The 23397-nt window shown below is 59.3% G+C and carries 23 protein-coding genes and 2 pseudogenes; 16 read left to right on the top strand and 9 right to left on the bottom strand.

The window, feature by feature from the left end; genetic code table 11:
- Positions 1-81: 81 nt before the first annotated feature.
- Complete coding sequence (locus tag IC37_RS02715) at positions 82-312, top strand: hypothetical protein (protein ID WP_030130589.1); 231 nt, start codon at positions 82-84, stop codon at positions 310-312.
- Between the two features lie 114 nt (positions 313-426).
- Here IC37_RS02715 and IC37_RS02720 read toward each other — a convergent pair whose 3' ends face one another.
- From IC37_RS02720 to IC37_RS30045, 3 genes are all read right to left on the bottom strand, one after another.
- The gene (locus tag IC37_RS02720) at positions 427-2031 is read right to left on the bottom strand and encodes a methyl-accepting chemotaxis protein (protein ID WP_030130588.1); all 1605 of its coding nucleotides are present in this window, start codon (positions 2029-2031) and stop codon (positions 427-429) included.
- Between the two features lie 209 nt (positions 2032-2240).
- Complete coding sequence (locus IC37_RS02725) at positions 2241-2645, bottom strand: TraR/DksA family transcriptional regulator (RefSeq protein ID WP_007907888.1); 405 nt, start codon at positions 2643-2645, stop codon at positions 2241-2243.
- A gap of 327 nt (positions 2646-2972) precedes the next feature.
- Complete coding sequence (locus tag IC37_RS30045; protein ID WP_177409365.1) at positions 2973-3125, bottom strand: hypothetical protein; 153 nt, start codon at positions 3123-3125, stop codon at positions 2973-2975.
- On the opposite strand from IC37_RS30045, the pseudogene IC37_RS02730 reads away from it, so the two are divergent.
- Positions 3094-3549, top strand: a pseudogene (locus IC37_RS02730) (MurR/RpiR family transcriptional regulator); the annotation flags it as partial. The gene IC37_RS30045 and the pseudogene IC37_RS02730 overlap by 32 nt on opposite strands.
- A 104-nt stretch (positions 3550-3653) precedes the next feature.
- Entirely contained in the window at positions 3654-4265 is a 612-nt protein-coding gene (locus IC37_RS02735; protein ID WP_030130586.1) for a glutathione S-transferase, read from the top strand.
- A 296-nt stretch (positions 4266-4561) separates the two neighbouring features.
- Here IC37_RS02735 and IC37_RS02740 read toward each other — a convergent pair whose 3' ends face one another.
- On the bottom strand, positions 4562-5509 hold the full coding sequence (locus IC37_RS02740; RefSeq protein ID WP_030130585.1) for a membrane protein: 948 nt from the start codon (positions 5507-5509) through the stop codon (positions 4562-4564).
- Between the two features lie 270 nt (positions 5510-5779).
- Here IC37_RS02740 and IC37_RS02745 point away from each other — a divergent pair, with 270 nt between their 5' ends.
- Both IC37_RS02745 and IC37_RS02750 read left to right on the top strand, forming a co-directional pair.
- Positions 5780-6463, top strand: a complete 684-nt coding sequence (locus tag IC37_RS02745; protein WP_030130584.1) for a response regulator transcription factor — start codon at positions 5780-5782, stop codon at positions 6461-6463.
- A pseudogene (locus IC37_RS02750) lies at positions 6441-7833 on the top strand (sensor histidine kinase). The gene IC37_RS02745 and the pseudogene IC37_RS02750 overlap by 23 nt, the downstream one beginning before the upstream one ends.
- Positions 7834-8010: 177 nt before the next feature.
- Here the strand turns inward: IC37_RS02750 and IC37_RS02760 are convergent.
- Positions 8011-8517 (bottom strand): DinB family protein, encoded by a 507-nt coding sequence (locus IC37_RS02760; protein ID WP_030130583.1) that lies wholly within the window; start codon positions 8515-8517, stop codon positions 8011-8013.
- 328 nt (positions 8518-8845) lie between these two features.
- Between IC37_RS02760 and IC37_RS02765 the strand changes: the two genes are divergently transcribed.
- Entirely contained in the window at positions 8846-9142 is a 297-nt protein-coding gene (locus tag IC37_RS02765; RefSeq protein ID WP_030130582.1) for a DUF2388 domain-containing protein, read from the top strand.
- A 68-nt stretch (positions 9143-9210) separates the two neighbouring features.
- Here the strand turns inward: IC37_RS02765 and IC37_RS02770 are convergent, their stop codons facing one another.
- Positions 9211-10143 (bottom strand): pyridoxal-phosphate dependent enzyme, encoded by a 933-nt coding sequence (locus IC37_RS02770; RefSeq protein WP_030130581.1) that lies wholly within the window; start codon positions 10141-10143, stop codon positions 9211-9213.
- Between the two features lie 273 nt (positions 10144-10416).
- On the opposite strand from IC37_RS02770, the gene IC37_RS02775 reads away from it, so the two are divergent.
- A complete protein-coding gene (locus IC37_RS02775) occupies positions 10417-11076 on the top strand; it encodes an isoprenylcysteine carboxylmethyltransferase family protein (RefSeq protein ID WP_030130580.1) in 660 nt (219 codons plus the stop codon).
- Between the two features lie 106 nt (positions 11077-11182).
- Here the strand turns inward: IC37_RS02775 and IC37_RS02780 are convergent, their stop codons facing one another.
- Both IC37_RS02780 and IC37_RS02785 read right to left on the bottom strand, forming a co-directional pair.
- The gene (locus IC37_RS02780; RefSeq protein WP_030130579.1) at positions 11183-11851 is read right to left on the bottom strand and encodes an HAD family hydrolase; all 669 of its coding nucleotides are present in this window, start codon (positions 11849-11851) and stop codon (positions 11183-11185) included.
- Between the two features lie 68 nt (positions 11852-11919).
- Complete coding sequence (locus IC37_RS02785) at positions 11920-12327, bottom strand: response regulator (protein ID WP_030130578.1); 408 nt, start codon at positions 12325-12327, stop codon at positions 11920-11922.
- A 200-nt stretch (positions 12328-12527) separates the two neighbouring features.
- Between IC37_RS02785 and IC37_RS02790 the strand changes: the two genes are divergently transcribed.
- Entirely contained in the window at positions 12528-13466 is a 939-nt protein-coding gene (locus IC37_RS02790; protein ID WP_030130577.1) for a class I SAM-dependent methyltransferase, read from the top strand.
- Positions 13467-13808: 342 nt separating this feature from the next.
- Here the strand turns inward: IC37_RS02790 and IC37_RS02795 are convergent, their stop codons facing one another.
- The gene (locus tag IC37_RS02795; RefSeq protein ID WP_030130576.1) at positions 13809-14462 is read right to left on the bottom strand and encodes an NAD(P)H-dependent oxidoreductase; all 654 of its coding nucleotides are present in this window, start codon (positions 14460-14462) and stop codon (positions 13809-13811) included.
- A gap of 100 nt (positions 14463-14562) precedes the next feature.
- Between IC37_RS02795 and IC37_RS02800 the strand changes: the two genes are divergently transcribed.
- From IC37_RS02800 to IC37_RS02835, 8 genes are all read left to right on the top strand, one after another.
- Positions 14563-15204 carry a TetR/AcrR family transcriptional regulator gene (locus IC37_RS02800; RefSeq protein WP_030130575.1) on the top strand — a complete coding sequence of 214 codons (642 nt, stop codon included), beginning with the start codon at positions 14563-14565 and terminating at the stop codon, positions 15202-15204.
- A gap of 329 nt (positions 15205-15533) precedes the next feature.
- A complete protein-coding gene (locus tag IC37_RS02805) occupies positions 15534-16907 on the top strand; it encodes a glutamine synthetase family protein (protein ID WP_030130574.1) in 1374 nt (457 codons plus the stop codon).
- A 9-nt stretch (positions 16908-16916) separates the two neighbouring features.
- Positions 16917-18308 (top strand): aldehyde dehydrogenase family protein, encoded by a 1392-nt coding sequence (locus IC37_RS02810; RefSeq protein WP_030130573.1) that lies wholly within the window; start codon positions 16917-16919, stop codon positions 18306-18308.
- A gap of 3 nt (positions 18309-18311) precedes the next feature.
- A complete protein-coding gene (locus tag IC37_RS02815) occupies positions 18312-19472 on the top strand; it encodes an iron-containing alcohol dehydrogenase (RefSeq protein WP_030130572.1) in 1161 nt (386 codons plus the stop codon).
- A 144-nt stretch (positions 19473-19616) separates the two neighbouring features.
- Complete coding sequence (locus IC37_RS02820) at positions 19617-21182, top strand: amino acid permease (RefSeq protein ID WP_030130571.1); 1566 nt, start codon at positions 19617-19619, stop codon at positions 21180-21182.
- Between the two features lie 211 nt (positions 21183-21393).
- Positions 21394-22281, top strand: coding sequence for a YghX family hydrolase (yghX, locus tag IC37_RS02825; RefSeq protein WP_030130570.1), 888 nt, complete (start codon positions 21394-21396; stop codon positions 22279-22281).
- Positions 22282-22517: 236 nt separating this feature from the next.
- Positions 22518-22706 carry a DUF1843 domain-containing protein gene (locus IC37_RS02830; protein WP_030130569.1) on the top strand — a complete coding sequence of 63 codons (189 nt, stop codon included), beginning with the start codon at positions 22518-22520 and terminating at the stop codon, positions 22704-22706.
- Positions 22707-22746: 40 nt separating this feature from the next.
- Entirely contained in the window at positions 22747-23391 is a 645-nt protein-coding gene (locus IC37_RS02835) for a DUF1842 domain-containing protein (protein WP_030130568.1), read from the top strand.
- The last annotated feature ends 6 nt before the right edge of the window (positions 23392-23397 follow it).

Below are 23397 nucleotides of genomic sequence, written 5' to 3' on the forward strand. Positions count from 1 at the left end.
CCATACTGCCCGAACAATGAAACCCGTACCCAGGGCGGACGGCGTTCAACACAACAACTATTTCCAAAGGAAGACTGCTACGTGACGGAATTTGATATCGGTGAATTTTTTATCCGGGGCGAAGCCAGAGAGGTCGAAGGCGAATTCCAGGCAGTCATTATCATGCGCGCCAAACCGCCGTTGACCGCTGTGACGTATCACCAGGTCGAAAAGGATCGCTGGTTCAAGACCGCGGATGTCGCGGCCGTCGCCGCTCAGGAAGCCGCGAAAAACCTGAAGCTTGCCGTCGATGACGGGGCATTGAAAGCCTGATCATCGGATTTGCAGTCTATGCTCATCCCTGCTTTTGAATATCGCTATCGAACGCCTGAAGCGCGACTCCCTTCTCTGCAATGAAGCTGCGCATGCACCAGATCTACTAGTCTCTCAGCGAGGACGTTCTGGTTTGTAACCCAAGCGCAAACCACCCCAATGCCGGCCCTTGAGCATGATTGGCACCGAGAGGTCGTGCATCAGTTCACCGGTGTCGCGGGTGTAAGTCTGCAACAGCACGGCCTGTTGATGGCTGCCACAGCGGATCCCGGTGCGGTCGGCGAATTTGCGCTTGGTGCGGTTTTGCAGGGTATCGACCTGCACATCACCGGTCAGCGGCTGGCTGAACACGGTGTTGTGGGTCGGTACATAACCCTGCTGCGTGCAGGCGATGGCGAACACCAGACCTTCATGGCGCGGTAGCAACGGTTCCTGAATCACCGGCAAGACCTGATCGGTGTAGCGGTCGAAGCGGGTCTGGTATTTGGCCGGACAGGTGTTGGGAATCGCCTGGTAATTGCGATCAAACAAGTCATCGAGGCTGATCCGGCCCTGATCGATATCCGCTTCAAAACGCGCCGCAATCTGACTCGCACCTTCGCGGGCCAGGTCGTAAATCCGTTGGTGATAGTCATCCAGTCCGACTGCAGCAAGGCGTTCACTGATGGTTTCGGCCTGCCCTTCCATTTGTACCGCAGCCTGGGCGAGCCGCTGGGTCTGCTGGTCGCTGATCGCCAAATCGCTGCGCATCTGTTCGATGGCATGGAACAGACTGTCGAGCTGTTCGCGATTGGTGTCCGCACCCAGAGCGATTTCTCCGACCTGGCTTTCGACGCCGGCCGCCAGGCGCGCGATGTTTTCCAAGTGCTGCCCCGTGTGCTCGACTTGCGCGACGCCAGTATTCAGATCGCTGGCCAGTTGACGAATCTGTTCCACCACTTGCGCGGTGCGTTGTTGAATGTCGGCGACCATCTCCCCGACTTCACCGGTCGCCGTCGCCGTGCGCGCGGCCAGCCCGCGAACCTCATCGGCCACCACCGCAAAGCCGCGACCGTGCTCGCCGGCCCGCGCGGCTTCGATAGCCGCGTTCAGCGCCAACAAATTGGTCTGGCTGGCGATGGACTGGATCACCAGCGTGACCCGCTGGATATCGTCGCTGCGCAGGCTCAGGGCTTCGATCAGCTCGCGGCTACTGCTGGCACGCTGACTGAGTTGATGCATGCGCGCAATGGACTCGACTAACTCCGTACGCCCTGCCGCGCTGCTCTGATGAGCTTCACTGGCCGCGCTCAAGGCTTCTCGACTGAGCTTCGACGTAGCGTGTTCGGTGGCGATCATCACTTCGGCGCTGCTGACAATCTGCGCCGCGGCGTTGAGCTGCGATTGCAGTTTGTCCGCCAGTTGCTTGACCGAAAAGGCTACGCCGGCGGCCGACAAGGCGTTGTGACTGGTGGTGTAGGAAAGATCGCGAGTCAACCCGGCGATAGCGCTGGTGCTGTCCGCAGCGGTCGCCTCAGGGAAAGTGCGCGAGCGCAGGCGCGGCAGCCAGATAATCAGCATGGCCAATGGCAGGCCAAGGTAAAGCGACCAGCCAGCCAATGCCATGGCGCACAGCAACAGCATCAGGGCGATGCTCTGCAAGGTCGGCGTCAACCAAAGGTTTTTCGGCAAAAGTACTGGTGCAGGCATTGCCCCAACCAGAGATCCGTCCCTCGTCATCTTCGTCACCCCACGCGTCTTCTAATTGTTGTGATCGCATTAAACGCCACTACAAAGCCATTATCTATGGTCCATTAGTAGTGGGGGGGGTGCAGCAGATCAACAGAAGTGCGCGGGATTTTTCGGGCGACAAAAAGCTTCGCGGGCAAGCCTCGCTCCTACAGACATCCGTAGGAGCGAGGCTTGCCCGCGATGGGGGCGCTACTGAATCAGGCCTGACGCTGGTGCTTGTCGATCTGTTCGTGACGCTCTTGAGCTTCGATGCAGTACTTGGTGGTCGGGCTGATCAGCAGGCGTTTCAGGCCGATGGCCTCGCCGCTGTCATCGCACCAGCCAAAGCTGTCTTCCTTGATGCGTTCCAGGGCCTGTTCCAATTGAGGCAGCATGCGCTGGTCGCGATCGATCGCATTCACCAGCCAGGTGCGCTCTTCTTCGACGGAAGCCGCGTCAGCCGGATCGGCCGGGGTGTCCAGGCTCTCGATGGCGATGCGATTCTGTTCGATGCGCTCATGGGTTTCGACTTTCATGTTCTGCAACAGCTCAGAGAAAAAAGCATGTTGCTCGGCATTCATGTAGTCATCCGCCGGCATGGCCAGCAACTTGTCCTTTGTCATTGATATCTCTATAAAAAAACGTGCATTAAGGCGAATTAGGGAGCGATCCGTTGAACCTGAAGCGGTCATTGGAAAGGCGCCGTTTATTCCAAGCGCCACCCGGCACTCAATTTACGAGGGGCGGCAGTCTAAGGCCCACTTGAGGCCTCAGCAACTGAAAAGACAGCAAATCTGTCCGACAAAGCCCTGAAAGTGCGCTACGGCAGGCTTTGAGCCGCTTATCGGAGTGCGTTTATAGCAAGAAATTCAGTCGAGCGGCTGTATATAGAAGACAAACGGCTGCGCCACGCGGGTCAGGCGTGGCGCTTTTTTGCATTTTGTCCGGCTTCAGCGCTTGAGTTTGCGCTTGTTGCGGTACTGGTCGATAACCACCGCCACCACAATAATCAGCCCCTTGATGATGTCTTGAATATAAGCATCAACCAGCACCCGTTTGACGTTGTGCTTCGCCGTGGACCTGGTGGTGAATGCCGACAACATCTACGTGGTCGGGGTGCGCCGCTCGTTCGCGGTGACCGATTATCTGGTCTACAACCTGCAACACACCAACAAGCGCATTCATCTGGTGTCGGGTCTGGGCGGCAGTTACCGCGAGCAGATGCGCAGCGTGCGCGCCAATGACCTGGTGATCGCCATCAGCTTCACGCCCTACGGCAAGGAAACCCAGCACTGCCTGCGTATTGCCCAGCACAATCAGGCGAAAACCCTGATCATCACCGACAGCAACCTTTCACCTTTGGCCAAGCGCGCCAACACCGTGCTGCTGGTCAACGAAGGCAGTTCGTTTGCCTTCCGTTCGTTGAGTGCGACCTTGTGCCTGTGCCAGGCGTTGTTTATTGCCGTGGCTTATCGACTGGAATTGAAGGTCGATGAGATTCATGAGCAGGTAGGCTTCGAAGATTAGCCTTCGAAGATTAGCCTTTGAGGATTAACGCGAGGCCGTTTGCAGGTCGCTGAACCTCAGCTAAGGTTGTCCATCCCCGATGGACTGTCTTAAGGAGAGGCTCAATGAAACTGATCGGCATGCTGGATTCGCCCTACGTGCGGCGCGTCGCCATTTCCGCCAAGTGTCTGGGCATACCGCTGGAGCATGAGTCGGTTTCGGTATTCAGAAACTTCGAGCAGTTCCAGCAGATCAACCCCGTGGTGAAGGCGCCGACCCTGGTGCTGGATGATGGCGAGGTGTTGATGGATTCGACGCTGATCATCGACTATCTGGAGGCTCTGGCCGCACCGGGTAAAAGCCTGATACCCAACAATCTGGAGCAACGCTTGCGCTCGCTGCGTCTGATCGGTCTGGCGTTGGCGGCGTGCGAAAAGTCGGTTCAGCTTTACTACGAACGCAACCTGCGGCCAGCGGAGATTCAGTACGCGCCGTGGGTGGAACGGGTAGAAGGGCAATTGGCCGCGGCGTATTCGGCGCTGGAGCGGGAGTTGGAAAAACAGCCGCTGAAAACCGATGGTTCGATTGCGCAAGACGGGATTACCCTGGCGGTCGCCTGGAGCTTTACCAACCTGGTGGTGCCGGATCAGGTGCAGGCTGCGCAGTTTGCGCGGATCAGCGCATTCACAGAGTATGCCGAGGGGCTGGAGGTGTTTGTCGGTACGCCGATCGATTGAGAGATGCGGCGGCAGTCCCCAAGTCATCGCGAGCAGGCTCGCACAGGTGTCATGGGGCGGGCACAAAACCTCTGAACTCCGCGAATAATGTTGGATCGAGCCTCTTCACGAAGACGGCATGACAGGCAACATCATCGCTTGCGGGCCCTATAAGCAAAACGCCGCTTCTACCTGGGGTAGAAGCGGCGCAGGCAAGTGCCCCAAAGGGGTCATGTAAACAGGGCAATCAAAATGATGATCGGGATGGGTATACCGAGAAAGAACAGCAGTAATGAGCGCATGGTAGCTCTCCTGGATTAGCGAACAGGTGGCAGCGTGGTTGTAGTGGTGGTCATGTACGCGTCAGCTTCCAGATACTCCACGGCATCCCGACGACGACCGCCGAAGGTGGCGGCGAGGCTGGCGAAAAACGCACCGGCCAACAGCGCGATGAACATCCATAACGCCGTCCAGGCTGCGACTTTGGCTGCGGTGTCAGCCGCTTGTTGCGCCGCCAGTTTGGCATCGGCGACGGCTTTTTGGGTGCGGGCATAGACTTCATCGATACGGCGTTCGGCGTCCGCTTGAGTGAGGTTGGTCCGCTGGGCGACCAATTGCGCCAGGTAGGTCCGATCCTCGGGCGCCAATTGACCGTCGTTACGCAGGCTGCGCGCGAAAATCCGGGTGACGGTGCCATTGACGGCATCATCACTGACGGCGACCGGCTGATCACCGCGAAACAGGCTGTCGATGAAGTAGCCGTACGGATTACTGTCGGTATTGCCGACCGCGCTGCCGGCAACCTGGGTCATGGCGCTGGCGGCACCGCCGGCCACTGTCGCCCCGGCCTGTACGCCGCCGCTGAGAATGTTGCCGACGGAACCGACCACCAGGGTCGCGGTCACCAGCGTCGCCACGCACCAGGCCAGGAAGCCATGGGCCGTGTCGCGGAAATAGACCTCATCGCCGTGCATATAGGCCCACCTCACCCGCAGGCGACCGGCGATGTAACCACCGAGCCCGGACGCCATAATTTGGGTAAAGGCCAGCCAGACAATCGTCGAGACACCCAAGGCTTTGGCGCTGACGCCTTCATGGGCCCACGGCGAAATCGCCGAAAAACCCAGACCAAAACCAAGCAGCACGAGAATCAGCGACAACGCTGCAGCCGCCGCGGCCCCGGCGAAGATAGCGGCCCAGGACACGCCCGATAGCGTGCTGAACTCATCTGCGGCAGGATAAAAACCCTCAGAGGATCTGTTCATTGTTGTAATGCTCCAGGCAGGTTATACAACTCGTTAAACGAGCAATTGCAGTCAACGTGCCAGTCCCGATATTTCAATAAATCTTCCTGTTTCAATAAGTTGAAAACCATGCGTTTTTCGCATTCGTGCAGTTTGCAAGGAATCGGCAATATCGGCGGGTTTTATGCATTGCTTAAAACGGCGCCTGCATGAAGTTTTATTTAGAAAACCATCGATCATTTCTGGGCAAAATGTCGCGCAACGTCTTGAACACCTAATCAGGCAAGCCCTATGACCCGTATCTTGACCATCGAAGACGACGCCGTGACCGCCCGGGAAATCGTCGCCGAACTGAGTAGTCACGGCCTCGACGTGGATTGGGTCGACAATGGCCGCGAAGGCCTGGAGCGTGCAGTCAGCGGCGACTACGACCTGATCACCCTCGACCGCATGCTGCCGGAGCTCGATGGTCTGGCGATTGTCACCACCCTGCGCACCATGGGCGTGGCCACGCCGATCCTGATGATCAGCGCCCTCTCCGACGTCGATGAACGGGTTCGAGGCCTGCGTGCCGGCGGCGACGATTACCTGACCAAACCGTTCGCCACCGATGAAATGGCCGCCCGGGTCGAAGTCTTGCTGCGCCGGCAAAACACCGTGACCGCCCAGGCCACCACATTGCGCGTGGCCGATCTGGAGCTGAACCTGATCAGCCACGAGGCCAGCCGCGACAGCCAGGTGCTGACGCTGTTGCCCACCGAGTACAAGTTGCTGGAATTTCTGATGCGCAACACCGGGCAGATTCTGTCGCGGATGATGATTTTCGAAGAGGTCTGGGGTTATCACTTCGACCCCGGCACCAACCTGATCGACGTGCACATCGGCCGTCTGCGCAAAAAGATCGACCCGCCAGGCAAAGTCCCACTGATTCGGACGGTGCGAGGCTCGGGTTATGTCATTGCTGAACCCCTCTAAAGGCTGGCGTTCCTCCAGCAGCCGCTTGCTGGCGCTCTACAGTTCGCTGTTCGTGGCCTGGAGCGGGATTCTCATGGGGGTCATGTATTACGAGGTGTCCAGCTACCTGGACACCCTGGCCAAGCATTCGCTGATGCAACGCCAGCATCTGTTTTCACGCTTTTCGGGCGAGCAACTGGAGGACGCCCTCGCCGCCAGTGTGACCTTCGACATTCGCGGCATCGATGCCTATGGCCTGTTCGATGACCAGCAGCGCTACCTCATCGGCCCCTTGCGCCAGATCCCCCAAGGCCTGCCGCTGGACGGCAAGATTCACATCCTCAGCGACTGCGTCGACGCCGACGACCCGACCCTGCCCGCCGACAGTTGCGATGCCTCGGCGACCCGGACCCTGGACGGGCGCTGGCTGGTACTGGTGCGGGACAACGGTTCGCTGTTTGCCGTGACCCGAATCATTCTGCATGCGCTGCTGTGGGGCGTGTCGCTGACCATTCTGCCCGGCGTCGCCGGCTGGCATTTATTGAGACGACGCCCGCTGCGGCGGATCCGGGCGATCCAGGCCAGCGCCGAAGCCATCGTCGCCGGCGACTTGACCCGACGCCTGCCGCTGTCCAACCGCCGTGACGAGCTAGACATGCTCGCCGCCATCGTCAACGCCATGCTTGAACGCATCGAGCGCTTGATGAACGAGGTCAAGGGCGTGTGCGACAACATCGCCCATGACCTGCGTACACCGCTGACGCGCCTGCGGGCGCAGCTGTACCGGATTCAGCAGCAGGCCGACGACGGTTCGACGCTGGCCGTGCAACTGGATTCGGTGCTCGGCGAGGCCGATACCTTGATGGCGCGTTTTCGTGGACTGTTGAGGATTTCCGAGCTGGAGGATCGCCAGCGCCGTTCGGGTTTCGTGCAACTGGACCCGGTGCCGTTGCTGCAAGAGCTGCATGACTTTTATCTGCCGCTGGCCGAGGAAGGCGAACTGACCTTTGAACTGCAATTGCCCGAATCACTGCCCCAACTCAACGGCGACCGGGCGTTGCTGTTCGAGGCCGTGGCGAACTTGCTGAGCAACTCGATCAAGTTCACGCCGCCGGGTGGCGAGGTGATTTTGCGTGGGGTGAATGACGCTGGGCATACACGAATCGAAGTACTCGACTCCGGCCCCGGCATAGCCTTGGCCGAACGTGAGGCGGTGTTTCAGCGCTTCTATCGCCGAAGGCGGTAACCCGCAAAGCGGATTCGGGCTGGGCCTGTCGATCGTCGCGGCGATTGTCAGCCTGCATGGGTTTACGCTGGAAGTCGGCAGCAGTGAACTGGGTGGCGCGCTCTTGGTCCTCGATTGCCGGCAGAGCCTGATTCCTCAGGCCTGACTCCATCTCCACCACAAAGAAGATCCCATGTGGGAGCGGCGGTGCGGCGATCCGACTTGCTCGCGAAAGCGGTGTGTCAGGCAACATCATTGTCGACTGGCAGTCCGCATTCGCGAGCAAGTCGGATCGCCGCACCGCCGCTCCCACATTAGATTTGCTTGGGCCTGGAAACTCGGTTCAGTACCCCGGAACCTCGCGCAGAAACACCGGCAAATCAGTGATCGGCGGCAGGGCCGGAATCTCGACGTACATCTGGACCACCCAGCCTCGGTGATAACTGGCGTGGTTGACCACATGCAGCAGCATCGCACCAGCGCTCATGACCCCGCTTTCCCCCGAGACGGAGGTGAATTCGATGGGTTTATCCAGCGAATCGTCGGTCTGGGCCGAGCTCCATCCACAGAACCATTGGTCGATCTCCTGTTGCACCAATCGCAGCTCAGGGAGCTCGGTATGGAGCAGGTCATGGGAGGTTTTGAAGTCGTGCCCTCGGCCCTCCAGGTGGGCTTGCCAGATGCAGTCCACCACGTAGATATGGTTCAAGGTGCCAATGATGTTGTTGAACACCGACACCCGTTTGCGGTTGAGCTCTTCCGGTGGCAGCGCCATGAGGCTGTCGAAGAGTCGCTGATCGGCCCAGCGCCTGTAATCGGCGAGCATGCGGGCAGTGCGTACGTTGATCATCAGAGGTCTCCCATGACGATGGGCGCATTGCCAAGAATAGCCCTCGCGGCTGGCAGCATCGTAAACGCTGATAACCGGCACTTCGCGCAACGCGACCTGTGTAGCAGCTGGCGCAATGTGGGGGCTTGCTCGCGAATACGGACTGCCAGTCGATAATGGGTGACACACCGCTATCGCAAGTAAGCTCTCCCACTGGCTTCGTATTTACCGCGACCCTGCGGTCCTGAGCGGCTGCCCATGCATATATCGAAACAGCAGGGAACTCCTGAGCAGCGTCAAGCATCCTAAATTATGTGTTACTTCCTTTACGCTTTCGGAGGACGCCGTCATGCGCCATCTGTTGCTTATATCTTCGCTAGTGCTTTGTTTGCCCGTGGGTTCGGCCATGGCCGATGTGGAGGCAAAAGATGTCGCCACTTCGGCTGGGGTCTCCGCATCGCTGTACTCGACGTTCAAGGATGACAAAATCGTGGTTCCCGCACGGGATGACGCCTCTAGCTTCGTGGCGAGTGGCGGTACGATTCGCGGCGTTTATCTGGAGTCGGTATTGAAGGAGATTCGACAAAATCATCCCGACCTCAAGGCAAGCGACGAGGACCTGGCCAAAGCGATCCTCGCTCAATAAGGTCCAGTCCGTCGCTGAAACCTGCAAAACAGCAGTGGGGCTCGCAACACCGGGATTGTGTTCGGGCCCTATGTTGCTTGTGCCCCGACGGACAGGCACGCCCAGCCGGCTACCAACTGTGCGCTGATGCTGACGCCGCCGCACACCACAATGACCACATCGTGGGCCTTGGCAATCGCCGGATGGTCCAGGTACGCCACCGCCAATGAAACCCCGCACGCCGGTTCGACCAATTGACGCAGGTCGTTGGCGTAACGAACCACGCCCATGATCGCCTCATCATCGCTGAGCACCACGCATTCGTGCGCAAAGTCGAGGATATGCTGCACCGGCCAGGCCGCCACTTGTGCCGCGCCAAGTGATGTGGCGACGGTATCGATGCGCGGCAACCTGACCGGGTGGCCGGCACTGACGGCGGCCGCGAAAGACGCCGCGCCCCGGGTTTCGCAAGCAACGATCCGACAATCCATGCGCTGATGACGGATCAGTCCAGTGAGCAGGCCCGCCAGCAAACCGCCGCCGCCCACCGACGTCACCAATACATCGACCTGAGGACAGTCCTCGATAATTTCATCGACCATCGTGCTGTGCCCTTCCCACAACACCGGATGATCGAAGGCTGGGACGTATTCGGTGTCCGCGCCCTTTGCGAGCTCTTTCGCCCGTTGATTGGCTTCGTCCCAGACTTTGCCATGGACGATCACCTCGGCACCGGTTTTCCTGATCCTGGCGCGGGTGGTTTCCGGGGTGGTGTTCGGCACCACGATGCAGGCTTTCAGCCCAAGGCTGGCGGCAGCCACAGCGGTGGCCAACCCGGCGTTACCACCGGAAGGACAAACCACTTTGCGCTTGCCCTGCTCCGCTGCCTGGCTGCACAGCAGACCCATGCCGCGCAGTTTGAACGAGCCGCTGGGTTGCAGGTTTTCCAACTTGAGCCAGATTCGCCGGGCCGGGGTCGACAGACCCGGGTGCAAAATCAGGGGCGTTCTGATGTGAAGCATCGTGTGCTCCTTGTGGCAGCACCGGCTCACTGAGATCTTTCAATGAGCCAAAAATGAACGGATAGACTTATCCTTATCCAAGCTTAGTTCACCCACCCTCCGGCTACCGTTCTGGCCATAACACGATGCCCCGTGTAGGAAGCCGGCTTGCCGGCGAAGGCGTTTTCATGGGCCGTTGCATGCCGTGAGGCCGCCTTCGCTGGCAAGCCAGCTCCTACACCGGGAACGGCGTACGGTATCTACACTGGTTTTATGTCCCTTGCGATGTCAGTCATGAAAATCTCGGCCAAACTCGCGTTTTTTACCCTCGTTAGTACCCTTGCCTACCTCGCGCTCGCGGTGTTCGGGCTGGGCGGGCTGGCGGTCTTTTTCTCACACCCGCCGCTGGTGGTCATTGCACTGGCAACCTTGGTGATGGCGATTGTGTCTTTGTTTAGCGAAGGCAACCTGAGTTCCGGCGAGCGCGAAGACCGGGCCAATCGCTGGGTGCTGCCAGTTTTCGGGGTGCTCGGGTTGTTGAGTGGGTATCTGCCAGCCTACACCGACCGGATCGACTTCTGGACCTTCGGTGGCGAGGGCGTGCGATGGCTGGGAGCGCTGCTGTTCATCGGCGGCGGCGCACTGCGGATGTGGCCGGTGTTTATACTGGGCAAACGCTTCAGCGGACTGGTGGCGATTCAGCCGGGGCACCGTCTGGTCACCGACGGGATATATCGGAAACTGCGCAACCCTAGCTATCTGGGGCTGCTGATCAATGGCGTGGGCTGGGCGCTGGCCTTTCGTTCCGGGGTCGGATTGCTACTGGTAGTGCTGACGTTGATCCCGCTGATTGCCCGCATTCGCTCCGAAGAAGCGCTGTTACGCGCGCAGTTTGGCAGTGAATTCGAGGCTTACTGCGCCGGTAGCTGGCGCTTGATTCCGGGGATTTACTGAACCCACCACAATCTACTGTGGGAGCGGGCTTGCTCGCGAAGGCGGTGTATCAGTCGACATCAATGTTGAATGATGAACCGCCTTCGCGAGCAAGCCCGCCCCCACATTAAAGTGTGTACAGGCTGATTTGGCTGTGGAGATCCACTCGTGCCTCGACCGAGTCATAACTGGCCAAAGTGGCGTGCGGAGTCTGGAGCGGATGAACATGGGTCGCGGTGATGACCATGACGTGGGCACCCGCCGCTTCACCTGCGCGAATCCCCACGGCGGCATCTTCGAAAATCAGGCAATCGGTGGGTTCGACCCCTAACCGACTGGCAGCCAGACGATACCCCGCTGGGTCGGGTTTGCCGGCGCTGACGTCTTCGGCGGTGACCATCACCCCAGGTTCGGGAATGCCTGCCGCCGCCATTCGGCGCAGGGCCAGCACCCGTGGCGCGGAGGTGACGATCGCCCATTGGTTGGCGGGCAGCGACTTGAGGAAACTCGCCGCGCCGGTCACCTCGACAATTCCTTCCACATCCTCGACTTCCGCCTCGGTGATCCACGCTGCCTCAGCTTCAGCGTCTACCCCGGGCAAGGCTAAACGGGTGATGGTGTCGATGGCGCGAACGCCGTGGATGGTCGGCAGGAAGATATCGACATCGATCCCGTGACGTAGGGCCCAGGTGGTCCAGATCCGCTCGGCGGCAGCGATGGAGTTGAGGACGGTTCCGTCCATATCGAACAGGAAGGCGCGGTATGACGTGTTGAACACGGATGCTTGAACGGACAAAGGGCGGACTTCCTTTCGCAAGAACCAGGCGAGTATTTTCAAGCAATGTACATCACCCGCGACAGCTCCTACAGGGTTCGATTCGACTGCAAGGCGTTTTGCACACAATCGAGCAATTGGCCCACCGCCCAAGGTTTCTTGATGAACGTAACCGGGTGCTTGACCCCAGAACTTTTCGGGGTTTCGAAGCCAGACATGATCATGATCGGTTTGTCCGGCCAACGGTCGCCGAACTGATTCGCCAGGTCTGCGCCATTGAGCTTGCCCGGCATGGTGATGTCCGTCAGCAATAGTCCTACTTCCGGCGCATGCTGCTCCAGAAACTGCGACGCGGCGTCCGCGCTGACCTGTGGTTCAACCGCAAAGCCTTCCTCCTGAAGAATTTCGCAAAGAAACTCCAGGATCAACGGGTCATCCTCAACCACAAGAATCAAACCGTCAGACAAGTGCGCGCCCGCCGCTGATACTGGACCCATGACTGTGCCACTCCCTGATTACGTAAATGATTTGCGCGGGCTCAAATCCGCTACCTACAGGTATGAGCAGCGGACTTCGTGGAAATTCATTTTTGATACACCCGACTTGGACATTCTCCGTCCAGGCCGACAAACACGGGCGTTTGTCAGCGCAAATTGTGGTTAAAATGCCGCCCCCTTTACATGGCCGACTTTGCCCGATGAACCCAGATGCCCTCTCCGTCCTCCACGACCATTTGCTGACTGCGCTTGCGGCTGCGCCCGCAGAAACCCGTCGGCTGTTCCACGGCCGTGGCCGCTGCTGGCCGGGGCTGGAGCAATTGACTGTCGACTGGCTGCAGGGCGTGGTGCTGGTCTGCGTGTTCAAGGAGCCGGAAGCGTCGCAACTGGACGATTTGAAGCAGCGGCTGATGGCGATCACGCAGTCGCCTGCAGGGACGACATCCGGCGCGCATACCTTGCTGCTGCAACATCGATACCTGCAGGAAAGCACCACCGAATGGCTGCTCGGGGAGCCGATCGACGAGATGACGATCACCGAGGGCGGCCTGCATTATCGAGTGGACCTGGGTCGCAAACAGAACACCGGTCTGTTTCTCGACATGCGCTATGGCCGCGATTGGGTGCGGGCCAACTCGGATGGCAAACGGGTATTGAACCTGTTCGCCTATACCTGTGGGTTTTCCGTGGCCGCCATCGCGGGAGGCGCTGCGCATGTGGTCAATCTGGACATGTCCCGCGCAGCCCTGAGCCGTGGCCGCGACAATCATCGGCTCAACGGGCATGACCTGAGCAAGGTGAGTTTTCTCGGCCATGACCTGTTCAAATCCTGGGGCAAAGTCATCAATAGCGGCCCTTATGATCTGGTGATCATCGACCCGCCGTCCTTTCAGAAAGGCAGCTTTCTGTTGACCAAGGATTATCAGCGCGTGCTGCGCCGCCTGCCCGAGTTGCTCAGCCCTCAGGGCACGGTGCTGGCCTGCATGAACGATCCGGCTTTCGGTGCGGACTTTCTCATCGACGGCGTCACCCGCGAAGCGCCGAGCCTGCGGTTTGAGCAGCGGTTGGAGAATCCGCCGGAGTTTCCGGATGCCGATGTTGAATGCGGGTTGAAGGCGTTGGTGTTCAGACAGGGGTAGATCAAAAGATCAAAAGATCGCAGCCTTCGGCAGCTCCTACGGACTCGCGTACACCCGTGAAATATCGGGCGAACACAAATTTTGTAGGAGCTGCCGAAGGCTGCGATCTTTTGATGTTGATCCAACACCAGGCAGGCTGGCCGGGGGGATTAGACTAATGGTACTTGAGTGCCAGCCCCCGGCTTCTTACGATGTTGATACGTAGCGGTTGGAGGTGTAGGCCGTTGCGTAGGTGGTGAGTGAACTGAACCCCAATAAGCTCACCACTTGTTTCATGCGCATCTTGAGCCTCCGGCTCTACTTCCTCCCCATCAAAGAGCTTCGAGGCTCTTTTTTTGTCTTTCAAAAAGCATCGGCGCTGACCGGTCGACAATGGTGAACATCCTCAGCCGCGTCGCTGCATCTGGATGCACCGAAAAGTTCACGACCGATCACCCGCGCAGCCTCCAGATGAACCGTCGGCGCCTGGATTTCCGAGTCGAGCAGCAGCTCGGAAGTCACAACGCTGGCACCGCAATAATCGAAGATCCCATGGTCGATCTGCGTCTTCATGGCGTCAGCATAACCATGGCGCGCATAGGTTCCCGCGTCAGCGCCACCCACACCCACAAGGTGAACGCGCAGATGGCGAAGCTTCTTCTCCAACTTGGCATCCGCACTGAAATCGAACGCCCAGCCATTGGCGAACACACGATCGATCCAGCCTTTTAGCAGCGCCGGCATCGACCACCAATAAACCGGATACACCAACACCAGCGCATCGGCGCGATCGATTCTCGCCTGCTCGGCGGCAACATCGGCAGGGGGTGGGGCTTCCCGGTGATGGACGGCGAGATCGGCCGCGCCGAACCTCGGATCGAACCCTTGCGCCCAAAGGTCCGCGATTTCAAAAGAGTTGTCGGAATCAGCCGCGGACACACCTTCGGCGATTTGCCTCGCGAGGCTATGGGTGAGCGACTGAGGATCATGGTGAGCCACAACGATGAGTGCGTGCATGTCGAAACCTCCTGCTACGGAATGAGGGATTGAGGGCTAGAAGCGAGCCTTATATACTCTTGGTAAGTTACGATCAGTAAGCTACTTTTGGTATATAAACATGTCAAGCACTGAAACACCTGAGCAGGATTCCAGCCCGCAACCGCGTCGCCGGATGTCGCGGGAAGACCGCCAGCGCCAGTTGCTGGATGTCGCCTGGCAGCTGGTTCGAGAGGAAGGCACGGAGGCGTTGACCCTGGGCCGGCTCGCCGAACAGGCGGGGGTTACCAAACCGGTGGTTTACGACCATTTCACCACCCGCCCCGGGTTGCTGGCGGCGCTTTATCAGGAGTTCGACGCGCGTCAGACCGCACTCATGGACGCCGCGCTTCAAACCAGTGAACCGACGCTGGGTAGCAAGGCAATGGTCATCGCCTCGTCTTATGTTGATTGCGTCCTTCTTCAGGGCCGCGAGATACCCGGCGTGATCGCCGCGTTGACCAGCTCGCCCGAGCTGGAAAAGATCAAGCGCGAGTACGAAGCGATCTTCATGGACAAGTGCCGCAACGCCCTCCTCCCCTTCGCCGGAACGGGTGAAATCGCGCCAGCGAGTCTTCGGGCGATGCTCGGTGCAGCTGAGGCGCTGTCCCATGCCGCCGCAACCGGAGAGATCACGCCAGTGCAGGCACAGGGCGAACTTTTCGCAACCATCGTGGCAATGGTCGAAAGGAGCGCACGCCTCGGGAGCGGCCTCGAAGCCTGAATAGTATTCAACGCCTGGAAAGCAGCGTCAGAAGCTGGCGAGCTGGTAACGCTGCAAGCGTATGTGGCGCCGTTCAGCCATAGGGTGGTGGGCGGTAATTAACCGAGGCGACTGCTGTTAGCCATGGCTCGGAGTCGCAACCCGGGCCATGGTTCAGACCAGATAATCGCCGCTCATTTCAGGCCGAAACTTGCGCATAGCAACAGTAGGCTAAGCTTTCAGCAGCTCATTGCTCACGATGCTCGATTCTGCAGGTTTTGGTTTGTTCTGGAGAGCGTCTGCAACAGCTATTTCAGACAGGCCCAAACTTTTCACGCAGGATTGACGTGATGACCGAGCCCCTCCTCAGCTTTGATGCACTCAAGCGCGCCGCTGCCGCAGGCGAAATCGATACCGTGTTGGTCTGCATGGTCGACATGCAAGGACGACTGGTCGGCAAGCGATTCCAGGTCGAGTTTTTCATCGACAGCGGTCATGAAGAAACCCACTGCTGCAATTACCTTCTGGCCGACGACATCGACATGGAACCGGTGCCGGGTTATGCCGCGGCCAGTTGGAGCAAAGGCTATGGCGACTTTGTCCTGAAACCCGACATGGCCACCTTGCGTCGCGTGCCTTGGCTGGAATGCACGGCGCTGGTGCTCTGCGACGTGCTCGATCATCACCACAGAAGGGATCTGCCGCACAGCCCGCGGGCGATCCTGAAAAAGCAGATCGAGCGCCTGCGCGAACGCGGCTATACCGGCATGTTCGCCTCGGAGCTGGAGTTCTATCTGTTCGACGAGAGTTACCAGGCGATCCACGAGCGCAACTACCACAAGCCGAAAACGGCCGGCCATTACATCGAGGATTACAACATCCTGCAGACCACCCGCGAGGAGCCGGTACTGCGGGCGATTCGTAAACACCTGCAGGCCTCCGGCATTCCGGTGGAAAACTCCAAAGGTGAATGGGGGCCGGGGCAGGAAGAGATCAACATCCGTTATGCCGACGCCCTGACCATGGCTGACCATCACGTGATCATCAAACACGCCTGCAAAGAGATCGCGCAACTGCAGGGCAAGGCGATCACGTTCATGGCCAAGTGGCGCTATGACGCCGCCGGTTCCAGCAGCCATGTCCACAATTCGCTGTGGGACAAGAATGGCAAAAAATCACTTTTCTTCGATCCCAAGGCCGAGTTCGGCATGTCGAAACTGATGCGCTCGTGGGTGGCCGGGCAGCTCAAATACGCCAACGACATCACCTGTTTTCTTGCGCCCTACATCAACTCGTACAAGCGCTTTCAGGCCGGCACCTTCGCGCCGACGCGGGCCGTCTGGAGTCGGGACAATCGCACCGCGGGCTTTCGTTTGTGCGCGGAAGGCAGCAAGGCCATCCGCATCGAATGCCGTATCGGTGGCGCCGACCTCAACCCCTATCTGGCCTTCGCTGCCTTGATCGCTGCCGGGCTGGCCGGTATCGACGAGAAGCTCAGCCTCACACCGCCCTTCGAGGGTGATGCTTACGTCGACGAGCACTTGCCTGAAGTGTCGAAAACCCTGCGCGAAGCCTGCGCCGCGCTCAAGGCGTCGAGCATGTTGCGCGAGGCGTTCGGTGATGAAGTGATCGACCACTACGTGCACACCGCCGAGTGGGAGCAGAAAGAGTACGACCGGCGCATCACCGACTGGGAACTGCAGCGCGGCTTCGAGCGCTATTGAGCACACACCATGACTGAGATCGTTCAACTCATCTCACCGGTCGATGGCCGGGTTTACGCCGAACGCCGCCGTGCCGATGCGGCGGAGATCGAGCAAGCCCTGATCGCCGCCGAAACCGCCCAGGCGCAATGGAAACGCCGACCACTGAGCGAACGCGCCGCGTTGTGCAGCGCTGCCGTGGACGAGATGCTGGCGATGAAGGCCGAGATCGTGCCGGAACTGGCCTGGCAAATGGGTCGCCCGGTACGCTTCGGTGCCGGCGAGCTGCGCGGTTTTGAAGAACGTGCGCGGCACATGATCGCTATTGCGCCTGAAGCGTTGGCAGCGATTGAACCTGCGCCTGTCGCCGGTTTTCGGCGCTGTATCAAACGTGAACCGCTGGGGACGGTGCTGGTCGTCGCGCCGTGGAATTACCCCTACCTGACGGCGGTGAATACGATCATCCCGGCGCTGATGGCCGGCAACAGCGTGATCCTCAAACACGCCACGCAAACGCTGCTGGTGGGCGAGCGTTTCGCCGAAGCGTTTCGCCGCGCCCATCTACCCGAAGGATTGTTCCAGAACCTGCTGCTCAGTCATGTCTATGCCGCGGCGATCATTACCTCTGGACGGGTGCAGCAGGTGAACTTCACCGGTTCTGTCGGCGGCGGCGAGGCCATGGAACACGCGGCCGTCGGAGGTTTCCTCGGCGTGGGCCTGGAGCTCGGCGGCAAAGACCCCGCCTACGTCCGGGCAGACGCCAACCTTGAGCATGCGGTGGAAAACCTGGTGGACGGCAGCTTCTTCAACTCCGGGCAGAGTTGCTGCGCCGTCGAACGTATCTATGTCGATGAAAAAATCTACCCGGCCTTTGTCGAGCGCTTCGTCAACTTGACCCGCCAATACGTGCTGGGCAACCCACTGGACGAAGCCACCACCCTCGGCCCGCTGATCACTCCGAGCGCCGCTGAATTCGTTCGCGGGCAGATCGCCGATGCGCTGGCACAAGGGGCCAGGGCGTTGATCGATCCAAAGGACTTTCCCGCCGATGCACCGGGCAGCGCCTACCTCGCGCCGCAGGTACTGGTGGACGTCACCCACCAAATGTCGGTGATGCGCGAAGAAAGCTTTGGCCCGGTGGTCGGCATCATGCCGGTGACCAGCGACGACGAAGCCATCGCGTTGATGAACGACAGTGAGTTCGGGCTCAGCGCTTCTATCTGGACGCAAGACCTCGCCGCCGCCGAACGCATCGGTGACGAGATCGCCACCGGCACCGTGTTCATGAACCGCTGCGATTATCTGGACCCGGCCCTGGCCTGGACCGGGGTGAAAAACAGCGGGCGCGGCGTAACGCTGTCGCGCCTTGGCTATGAACACCTGACCCGGGCGAAATCCTTCCATCTGCGCCACGAGATCTGAGCCATGAGCCTGACCGCAAACTGGAACTACCCCACGAGCATCCGCTTTGGCGTCGGCCGCATCGCCGAACTGGCCGAGGTCTGCCGCAGCCAAGGGATCCAGCGACCGCTGCTGGTCACCGACAGCGGCCTGGCGCGTGCCCCGATCACCGCGGCGGCGCTGGAATCCTTGCGCGCTGCCGGCCTTGGTGTAGCGCTGTTTTGCGACCTCAAGCCCAATCCGATTGAAGCCAATCTGGCGGGTGGGCTCGATGCCTGGCGTGCAGGAAAACATGATGGAGTGGTCGCCTTCGGCGGTGGCAGTGGCCTGGATATGGGCAAGCTCATCGCGTTCATGAGCGGCCAGACCCGACCGGTTTGGGATTTCGAAGACATCGGCGACTACTGGACACGCGCCGACGAAAGCAGCATTGCCCCGGTCATTGCGGTGCCGACCACCGCGGGGACCGGTTCCGAAGTCGGCCGTGCGGCGGTGATCATCGACGAGCGCACGCACACCAAACGCATCATTTTTCACCCGAAAATGATGCCGCGCGTAGTCATCAGCGACCCGGCCCTCACCGTCGGCATGCCGGCGAAAGTCACCGCTGGCACCGGCATGGATGCGTTTGCCCATTGCCTGGAATCGTACTGCGCTCCCGGCTTTCATCCGATGGCCGAAGGCATTGCGGTAGAAGGCATGCGCCTGGTGGCCAATGCCTTGGTACGAGCGGTACACACCCCCTCCGATCTCGACGCTCGCGCGCAAATGCTGGCGGCTGCCGCAATGGGCGCCACCGCTTTCCAGAAAGGGTTGGGTGGCATGCACGCACTCGCGCATCCGGTGGGCGCCCTGTACGACACCCACCACGGCATGACCAATGCCACTTTCATGCCCTACGTGCTGAAGTTCAATCGCCCGGCCATCGAAGAACGCATCACCCGTCTGGCGGCTTATTTGCGCCTGCCCTCCCCGGGCTTCGACAGCTTTCTGGCCTTCGTCCTCAAGCTGCGCAAAGACATCGGCGTGCCCCATACGCTGTTTGAACTGGGGGTGGATGACAAGCAGGCCGATCTGATCGCGGACATGGCGATTGTCGATCCCTGCGCCGGCGGCAACCCGCTGCCATTGACACGAACTGGCGCGGCAGAAATTTTCGACGCGGCTTTCCACGGTCGTCTCTAGAGCAATCGTCTGTGCATGGCCGACGAACCTGGATGGGTTTCAACCGTTAGAGGCAGGAGCAGTACGACAGGGGGTTGAAGACAAACCCATTCGGCACGCACCACGCGGATGGATGTGGATCAAAACCTGACAAGGGCACACATGATGAGTCCAGTAAACCAACCCGGCGCCACCGCGCCACAAGATGACGACCTCAAGGTGTTGCACAGCATGGGCTATGCCCAGCAACTCTCGCGACGCATGGGCGTTTTCTCCAACTTTGCCATTTCCTTTTCGATCATTTGCATCCTCTCGGGTGGCATCAACTCGCTCGCACAGGGCACCTCGGGTGCGGGCGGTGCGGCAATCGGTATCGGCTGGCCACTCGGCTGCCTGATCTCCGGGGTTTTCGCCATGGCCATGGCACAGATTTCCTCGGCCTACCCAACGGCCGGCGGCCTCTATCACTGGGGCTCGATTCTCGGTAACCGCTTCACCGGCTGGCTGACGGCCTGGTTCAATCTGCTGGGGCTGATCACGGTGCTCGGCGCGATCAACGTCGGTACTTACTACTTCTTTTTCGGTGCCTTCGGACCGGCCCTGGGAATGGAAGACACCATCACCACACGGATCACTTTCCTGGCGATCCTGACCGGCCTCCAGGCCTTGTGTAACCACTTCGGCATCGGCCTGACGGCAAGGCTCACCGACTTCTCGGGCTACCTGATCTTCGCCACCGCAATCGCGCTGACCATCGTCTGCCTGATCGCCGCACCCAGCTTTGAGTTCGTCCGGTTGATGACCTTCGGCAACTATTCCGGCGAGGCTGGCGGCAACGTCTGGCCACAGGTTTCGAACGGCTGGATTTTCATGCTCGGCCTGCTCTTGCCGATCTACACCATCACCGGCTATGACGCCTCCGCGCATACCTCCGAAGAAACCCGCCAGGCAGCCTGGTCGGTGCCGCTGGGGATGGTCAGCTCGGTGGCCTGGTCGTTGCTGTTTGGCTGGGTGATGCTCTGCTCGTTTGTGCTGATGCTGCCGAGCATGGACGAAGCGGCGAAGCAGGGTTGGAATGTGTTCTTCTGGGCGATGGACACTCAGGTGAACCCGGCGATCAAAATGGCGCTTTACGTGGCCATTTTTATCTCGCAGGTTCTCTGCGGGCTGGCGACCGTGACCTCAGTTTCACGCATGATCTTCGCGTTTTCCCGTGACGGCGGCCTGCCCTTCTCGAAAGCGTTGGCCTCGGTTTCACCGACCCATCGCAGCCCGGTGGCGGCGATCTGGACCGGTGCCACCCTCGCGGTGTTGTTCGTGTGGGGATCGTCCCTGGTATCGATCGGCGAAACGCCGGTTTACACGATTGTGGTCTCCTGCACGGTGATCTTCCTGTTCTTCTCTTTCATCATTCCCATCGTGCTGGGCCTGTTTACCTACGGGACTGCGAAGTGGCCGACCATGGGACCGTGGAACATGGGGCGCGGGTTGTACTCGTTGTTCGCCATCCTCTCGATCCTTTCGATGGTGCTGATCTTTGTCATCGGCATCCAGCCACCGAACGATTGGGCGCTGTACATCACCCTCGGTTTCCTGATTCTGACGGCAATCATCTGGTTCGCCTTTGAAGCCCGACGCTTCCAGGGCCCGCCCGTGGGCGAGATGATCATCAAGCGTCAGGCGGAAATCGCAGCGGCTGAAGAGGCGTTGAATAAACAGACGGGAAGCTGAGCGTTAATGCCAGTCAGTTCTGCAATCCATGTGGGAGCGGGCTTGCTCGCGAAGAGGGCGTGTCAGTCGACATTAATGTCGCCTGACACACCGCTTTCGCGAGCAAGCCCGCTCCCACAGGTTTCGCATGCTTAACTGAATGGCATTAGGCGCTGCCCCTCAGCTTTTTATGAAGTGGCGCAATCCGAATCAACCAACAGGAAGCACGCAGATGGACCGTCTCACGGCGAAAGACTTTGCCCCTGAACTGCTCGAACTCTACGACTACTACGCCCATGGCAAAATCAACCGTCGAGAGTTTCTTGATCGTGCAGCACTGTTCACCCTGGGCGGCTTGACGGCCTCGGCCCTCCTCGCCGCCCTGAGCCCGAATTATGCGCTGGCCGAACAGGTGCAATTTACCGACCCGGACATCATCGCCGAGTACATCACCTACCCCTCGCCCAAGGGTCACGGGCAGGTTCGTGGTTATTGGGTGCGCCCTGCGAAAGCCACTGGCAAGGTGCCGGCGGTGGTGGTCGTGCATGAAAACCGTGGGCTCAACCCGTACATCGAGGATGTCGCCCGGCGTCTCGCCAAAGCGGGGTTCATCGCACTCGCCCCAGACGGTCTGACGTCGGTGGGCGGCTATCCCGGCAACGATGACAAAGGCCGGGAATTGCAGCAGACCGTCGACCCGGAAAAACTCATGAATGACTTTTTCGCCGCCATCGAGTGGCTGATGAAACATGACGCCACCAGCGGAAAAGTCGGCATCACCGGCTTCTGTTATGGCGGTGGAGTCGCCAATGCCGCGGCCGTGGCCTATCCAGAGCTAGGGGCCGCCGTGCCCTTTTATGGCCGTCAGCCAAAGACCGAAGATGTCCCCAGAATCAAAGCTCCGCTGCTGCTCCACTATGGCGAACTGGATACGCGCATCAATGAAGGATGGCCCGCCTACGAGCAAGCGTTGAAAGCGGCCGGCAAGACGTATGAAGCCTATATCTATCCAGGCGTTAACCACGGTTTCCATAACGACTCCACACCTCGATACGATGATGCCGCCGCCAGGCTTGCCTGGGACCGAACACTGGCCTGGTTTCGGCGCTACTTGGCTTGATTAATCAAATACGAACAATGGCGATAAGGAACTTAACGCTTATGAAAAAGTAACCGAACCGGTCTTCCTTCATCGCCAATCTTAATATTGAACATATCGCCACCTAACCCATCGCGATTAATAAAATAATATTAAAAATTACTCTTCCATTGTCCATTGCATATTTATCCGCGCCTGCTTAACTGCACAAACTGCTGATGACAGCAGTACCCGTAAACACCACGAAAGGAATCGTTATGAGCAGTTCAACTCGCCATAGCATGCCCCCCTATGGGGTGGCCATCCAAAGCGCGATCAAGACCGGCGACCTGCCGCAAATGAAGACGCTGTTGAAACAACGCGATGCATCCACACCCGAAAACAAAGAGCTAAGTAACGCTTACGAGCAATTGGCCAAGGAAGTCGCACGCCTGGAACAGCACTAACAGCTGTTCCGCTCCCCTTATTGCAATGGAGGCAATAACCATGTCTGGTTCTAATCAGCAACCTGTCGGTTTGTTCCCGCTCGGCTACCGAATTGGTACTTCGATGCCGGGTGCACAAAGTCTGGCACTCAATCTTCTGGTCTTTACCCCTGATGAAACTGTAAACGGCACCGCTGCAATCACTCAGGCGACCAACCCGCCGCTGGATGTGCATTCCGATGTATGGGGCGAATACACCTACCTCACCGTCATGTCACCCGGCGTCAGCAAAATCCTGATCACCGCCCAAGGCAATCACGGCGGCTTGGGCTCGAACTCCATCGTGAATTTCAAGTTGCAACTGGTGGTGGGCACCGACTGGAAAGAAGGCGTCGCCAACTATTCGTACTTGAATGGTCAGCAGTGGGTCGAGGTCAACAATGCTCCCGCCCATCTCATTGAGGCCGTGCCGTCCCACGTTTCCCCGCTGCCGTTGGAACCCGGCCCGGTGATTCCGCCGGAGTCATCGTATCCGCCAATCATGCCGCTGTACGCCGCACCCATTCAAAGTGCAATGGCCAGCGGTGACCTGGCCCAGATGAAAAACCTGTCGCGCCTGGCCCAGCAGCAACTGGATCAGCAACCCCAACTGCAGAGTGCGCTTGAAACGGCCAAGGAAGAAATCAGCCGGCAGGAGCGCCGCTGACTCGAC

Source organism: Pseudomonas sp. QTF5, assembly GCF_000512695.2.
GTDB lineage: Bacteria > Pseudomonadota > Gammaproteobacteria > Pseudomonadales > Pseudomonadaceae > Aquipseudomonas.

Excerpts from the sequence above, each read along its gene's own strand:
- IC37_RS02735 (WP_030130586.1), top strand. The coding sequence starts at position 3,654 with ATGAAACTGATCGGCATGCTGGATTCGCCCTACGTGCGGCGCGTCGCC.
- IC37_RS02790 (WP_030130577.1), top strand. The coding sequence starts at position 12,528 with ATGAACCCAGATGCCCTCTCCGTCCTCCACGACCATTTGCTGACTGCG.
- IC37_RS02795 (WP_030130576.1), bottom strand. The coding sequence starts at position 14,462 with ATGCACGCACTCATCGTTGTGGCTCACCATGATCCTCAGTCGCTCACC.
- IC37_RS02805 (WP_030130574.1), top strand. The coding sequence starts at position 15,534 with ATGACCGAGCCCCTCCTCAGCTTTGATGCACTCAAGCGCGCCGCTGCC.
- IC37_RS02725 (WP_007907888.1), bottom strand. The coding sequence starts at position 2,645 with ATGACAAAGGACAAGTTGCTGGCCATGCCGGCGGATGACTACATGAAT.
- yghX (WP_030130570.1), top strand. The coding sequence starts at position 21,394 with ATGGACCGTCTCACGGCGAAAGACTTTGCCCCTGAACTGCTCGAACTC.
- IC37_RS02785 (WP_030130578.1), bottom strand. The coding sequence starts at position 12,327 with ATGGGTCCAGTATCAGCGGCGGGCGCGCACTTGTCTGACGGTTTGATT.
- IC37_RS02835 (WP_030130568.1), top strand. The coding sequence starts at position 22,747 with ATGTCTGGTTCTAATCAGCAACCTGTCGGTTTGTTCCCGCTCGGCTAC.
- IC37_RS02765 (WP_030130582.1), top strand. The coding sequence starts at position 8,846 with ATGCGCCATCTGTTGCTTATATCTTCGCTAGTGCTTTGTTTGCCCGTG.
- IC37_RS02770 (WP_030130581.1), bottom strand. The coding sequence starts at position 10,143 with ATGCTTCACATCAGAACGCCCCTGATTTTGCACCCGGGTCTGTCGACC.
- IC37_RS02810 (WP_030130573.1), top strand. The coding sequence starts at position 16,917 with ATGACTGAGATCGTTCAACTCATCTCACCGGTCGATGGCCGGGTTTAC.
- IC37_RS02720 (WP_030130588.1), bottom strand. The coding sequence starts at position 2,031 with ATGACGAGGGACGGATCTCTGGTTGGGGCAATGCCTGCACCAGTACTT.
- IC37_RS02775 (WP_030130580.1), top strand. The coding sequence starts at position 10,417 with ATGAAAATCTCGGCCAAACTCGCGTTTTTTACCCTCGTTAGTACCCTT.
- IC37_RS02830 (WP_030130569.1), top strand. The coding sequence starts at position 22,518 with ATGAGCAGTTCAACTCGCCATAGCATGCCCCCCTATGGGGTGGCCATC.
- IC37_RS30045 (WP_177409365.1), bottom strand. The coding sequence starts at position 3,125 with ATGTTGTCGGCATTCACCACCAGGTCCACGGCGAAGCACAACGTCAAA.
- IC37_RS02760 (WP_030130583.1), bottom strand. The coding sequence starts at position 8,517 with ATGATCAACGTACGCACTGCCCGCATGCTCGCCGATTACAGGCGCTGG.
- IC37_RS02815 (WP_030130572.1), top strand. The coding sequence starts at position 18,312 with ATGAGCCTGACCGCAAACTGGAACTACCCCACGAGCATCCGCTTTGGC.
- IC37_RS02800 (WP_030130575.1), top strand. The coding sequence starts at position 14,563 with ATGTCAAGCACTGAAACACCTGAGCAGGATTCCAGCCCGCAACCGCGT.
- IC37_RS02820 (WP_030130571.1), top strand. The coding sequence starts at position 19,617 with ATGAGTCCAGTAAACCAACCCGGCGCCACCGCGCCACAAGATGACGAC.
- IC37_RS02745 (WP_030130584.1), top strand. The coding sequence starts at position 5,780 with ATGACCCGTATCTTGACCATCGAAGACGACGCCGTGACCGCCCGGGAA.
- IC37_RS02740 (WP_030130585.1), bottom strand. The coding sequence starts at position 5,509 with ATGAACAGATCCTCTGAGGGTTTTTATCCTGCCGCAGATGAGTTCAGC.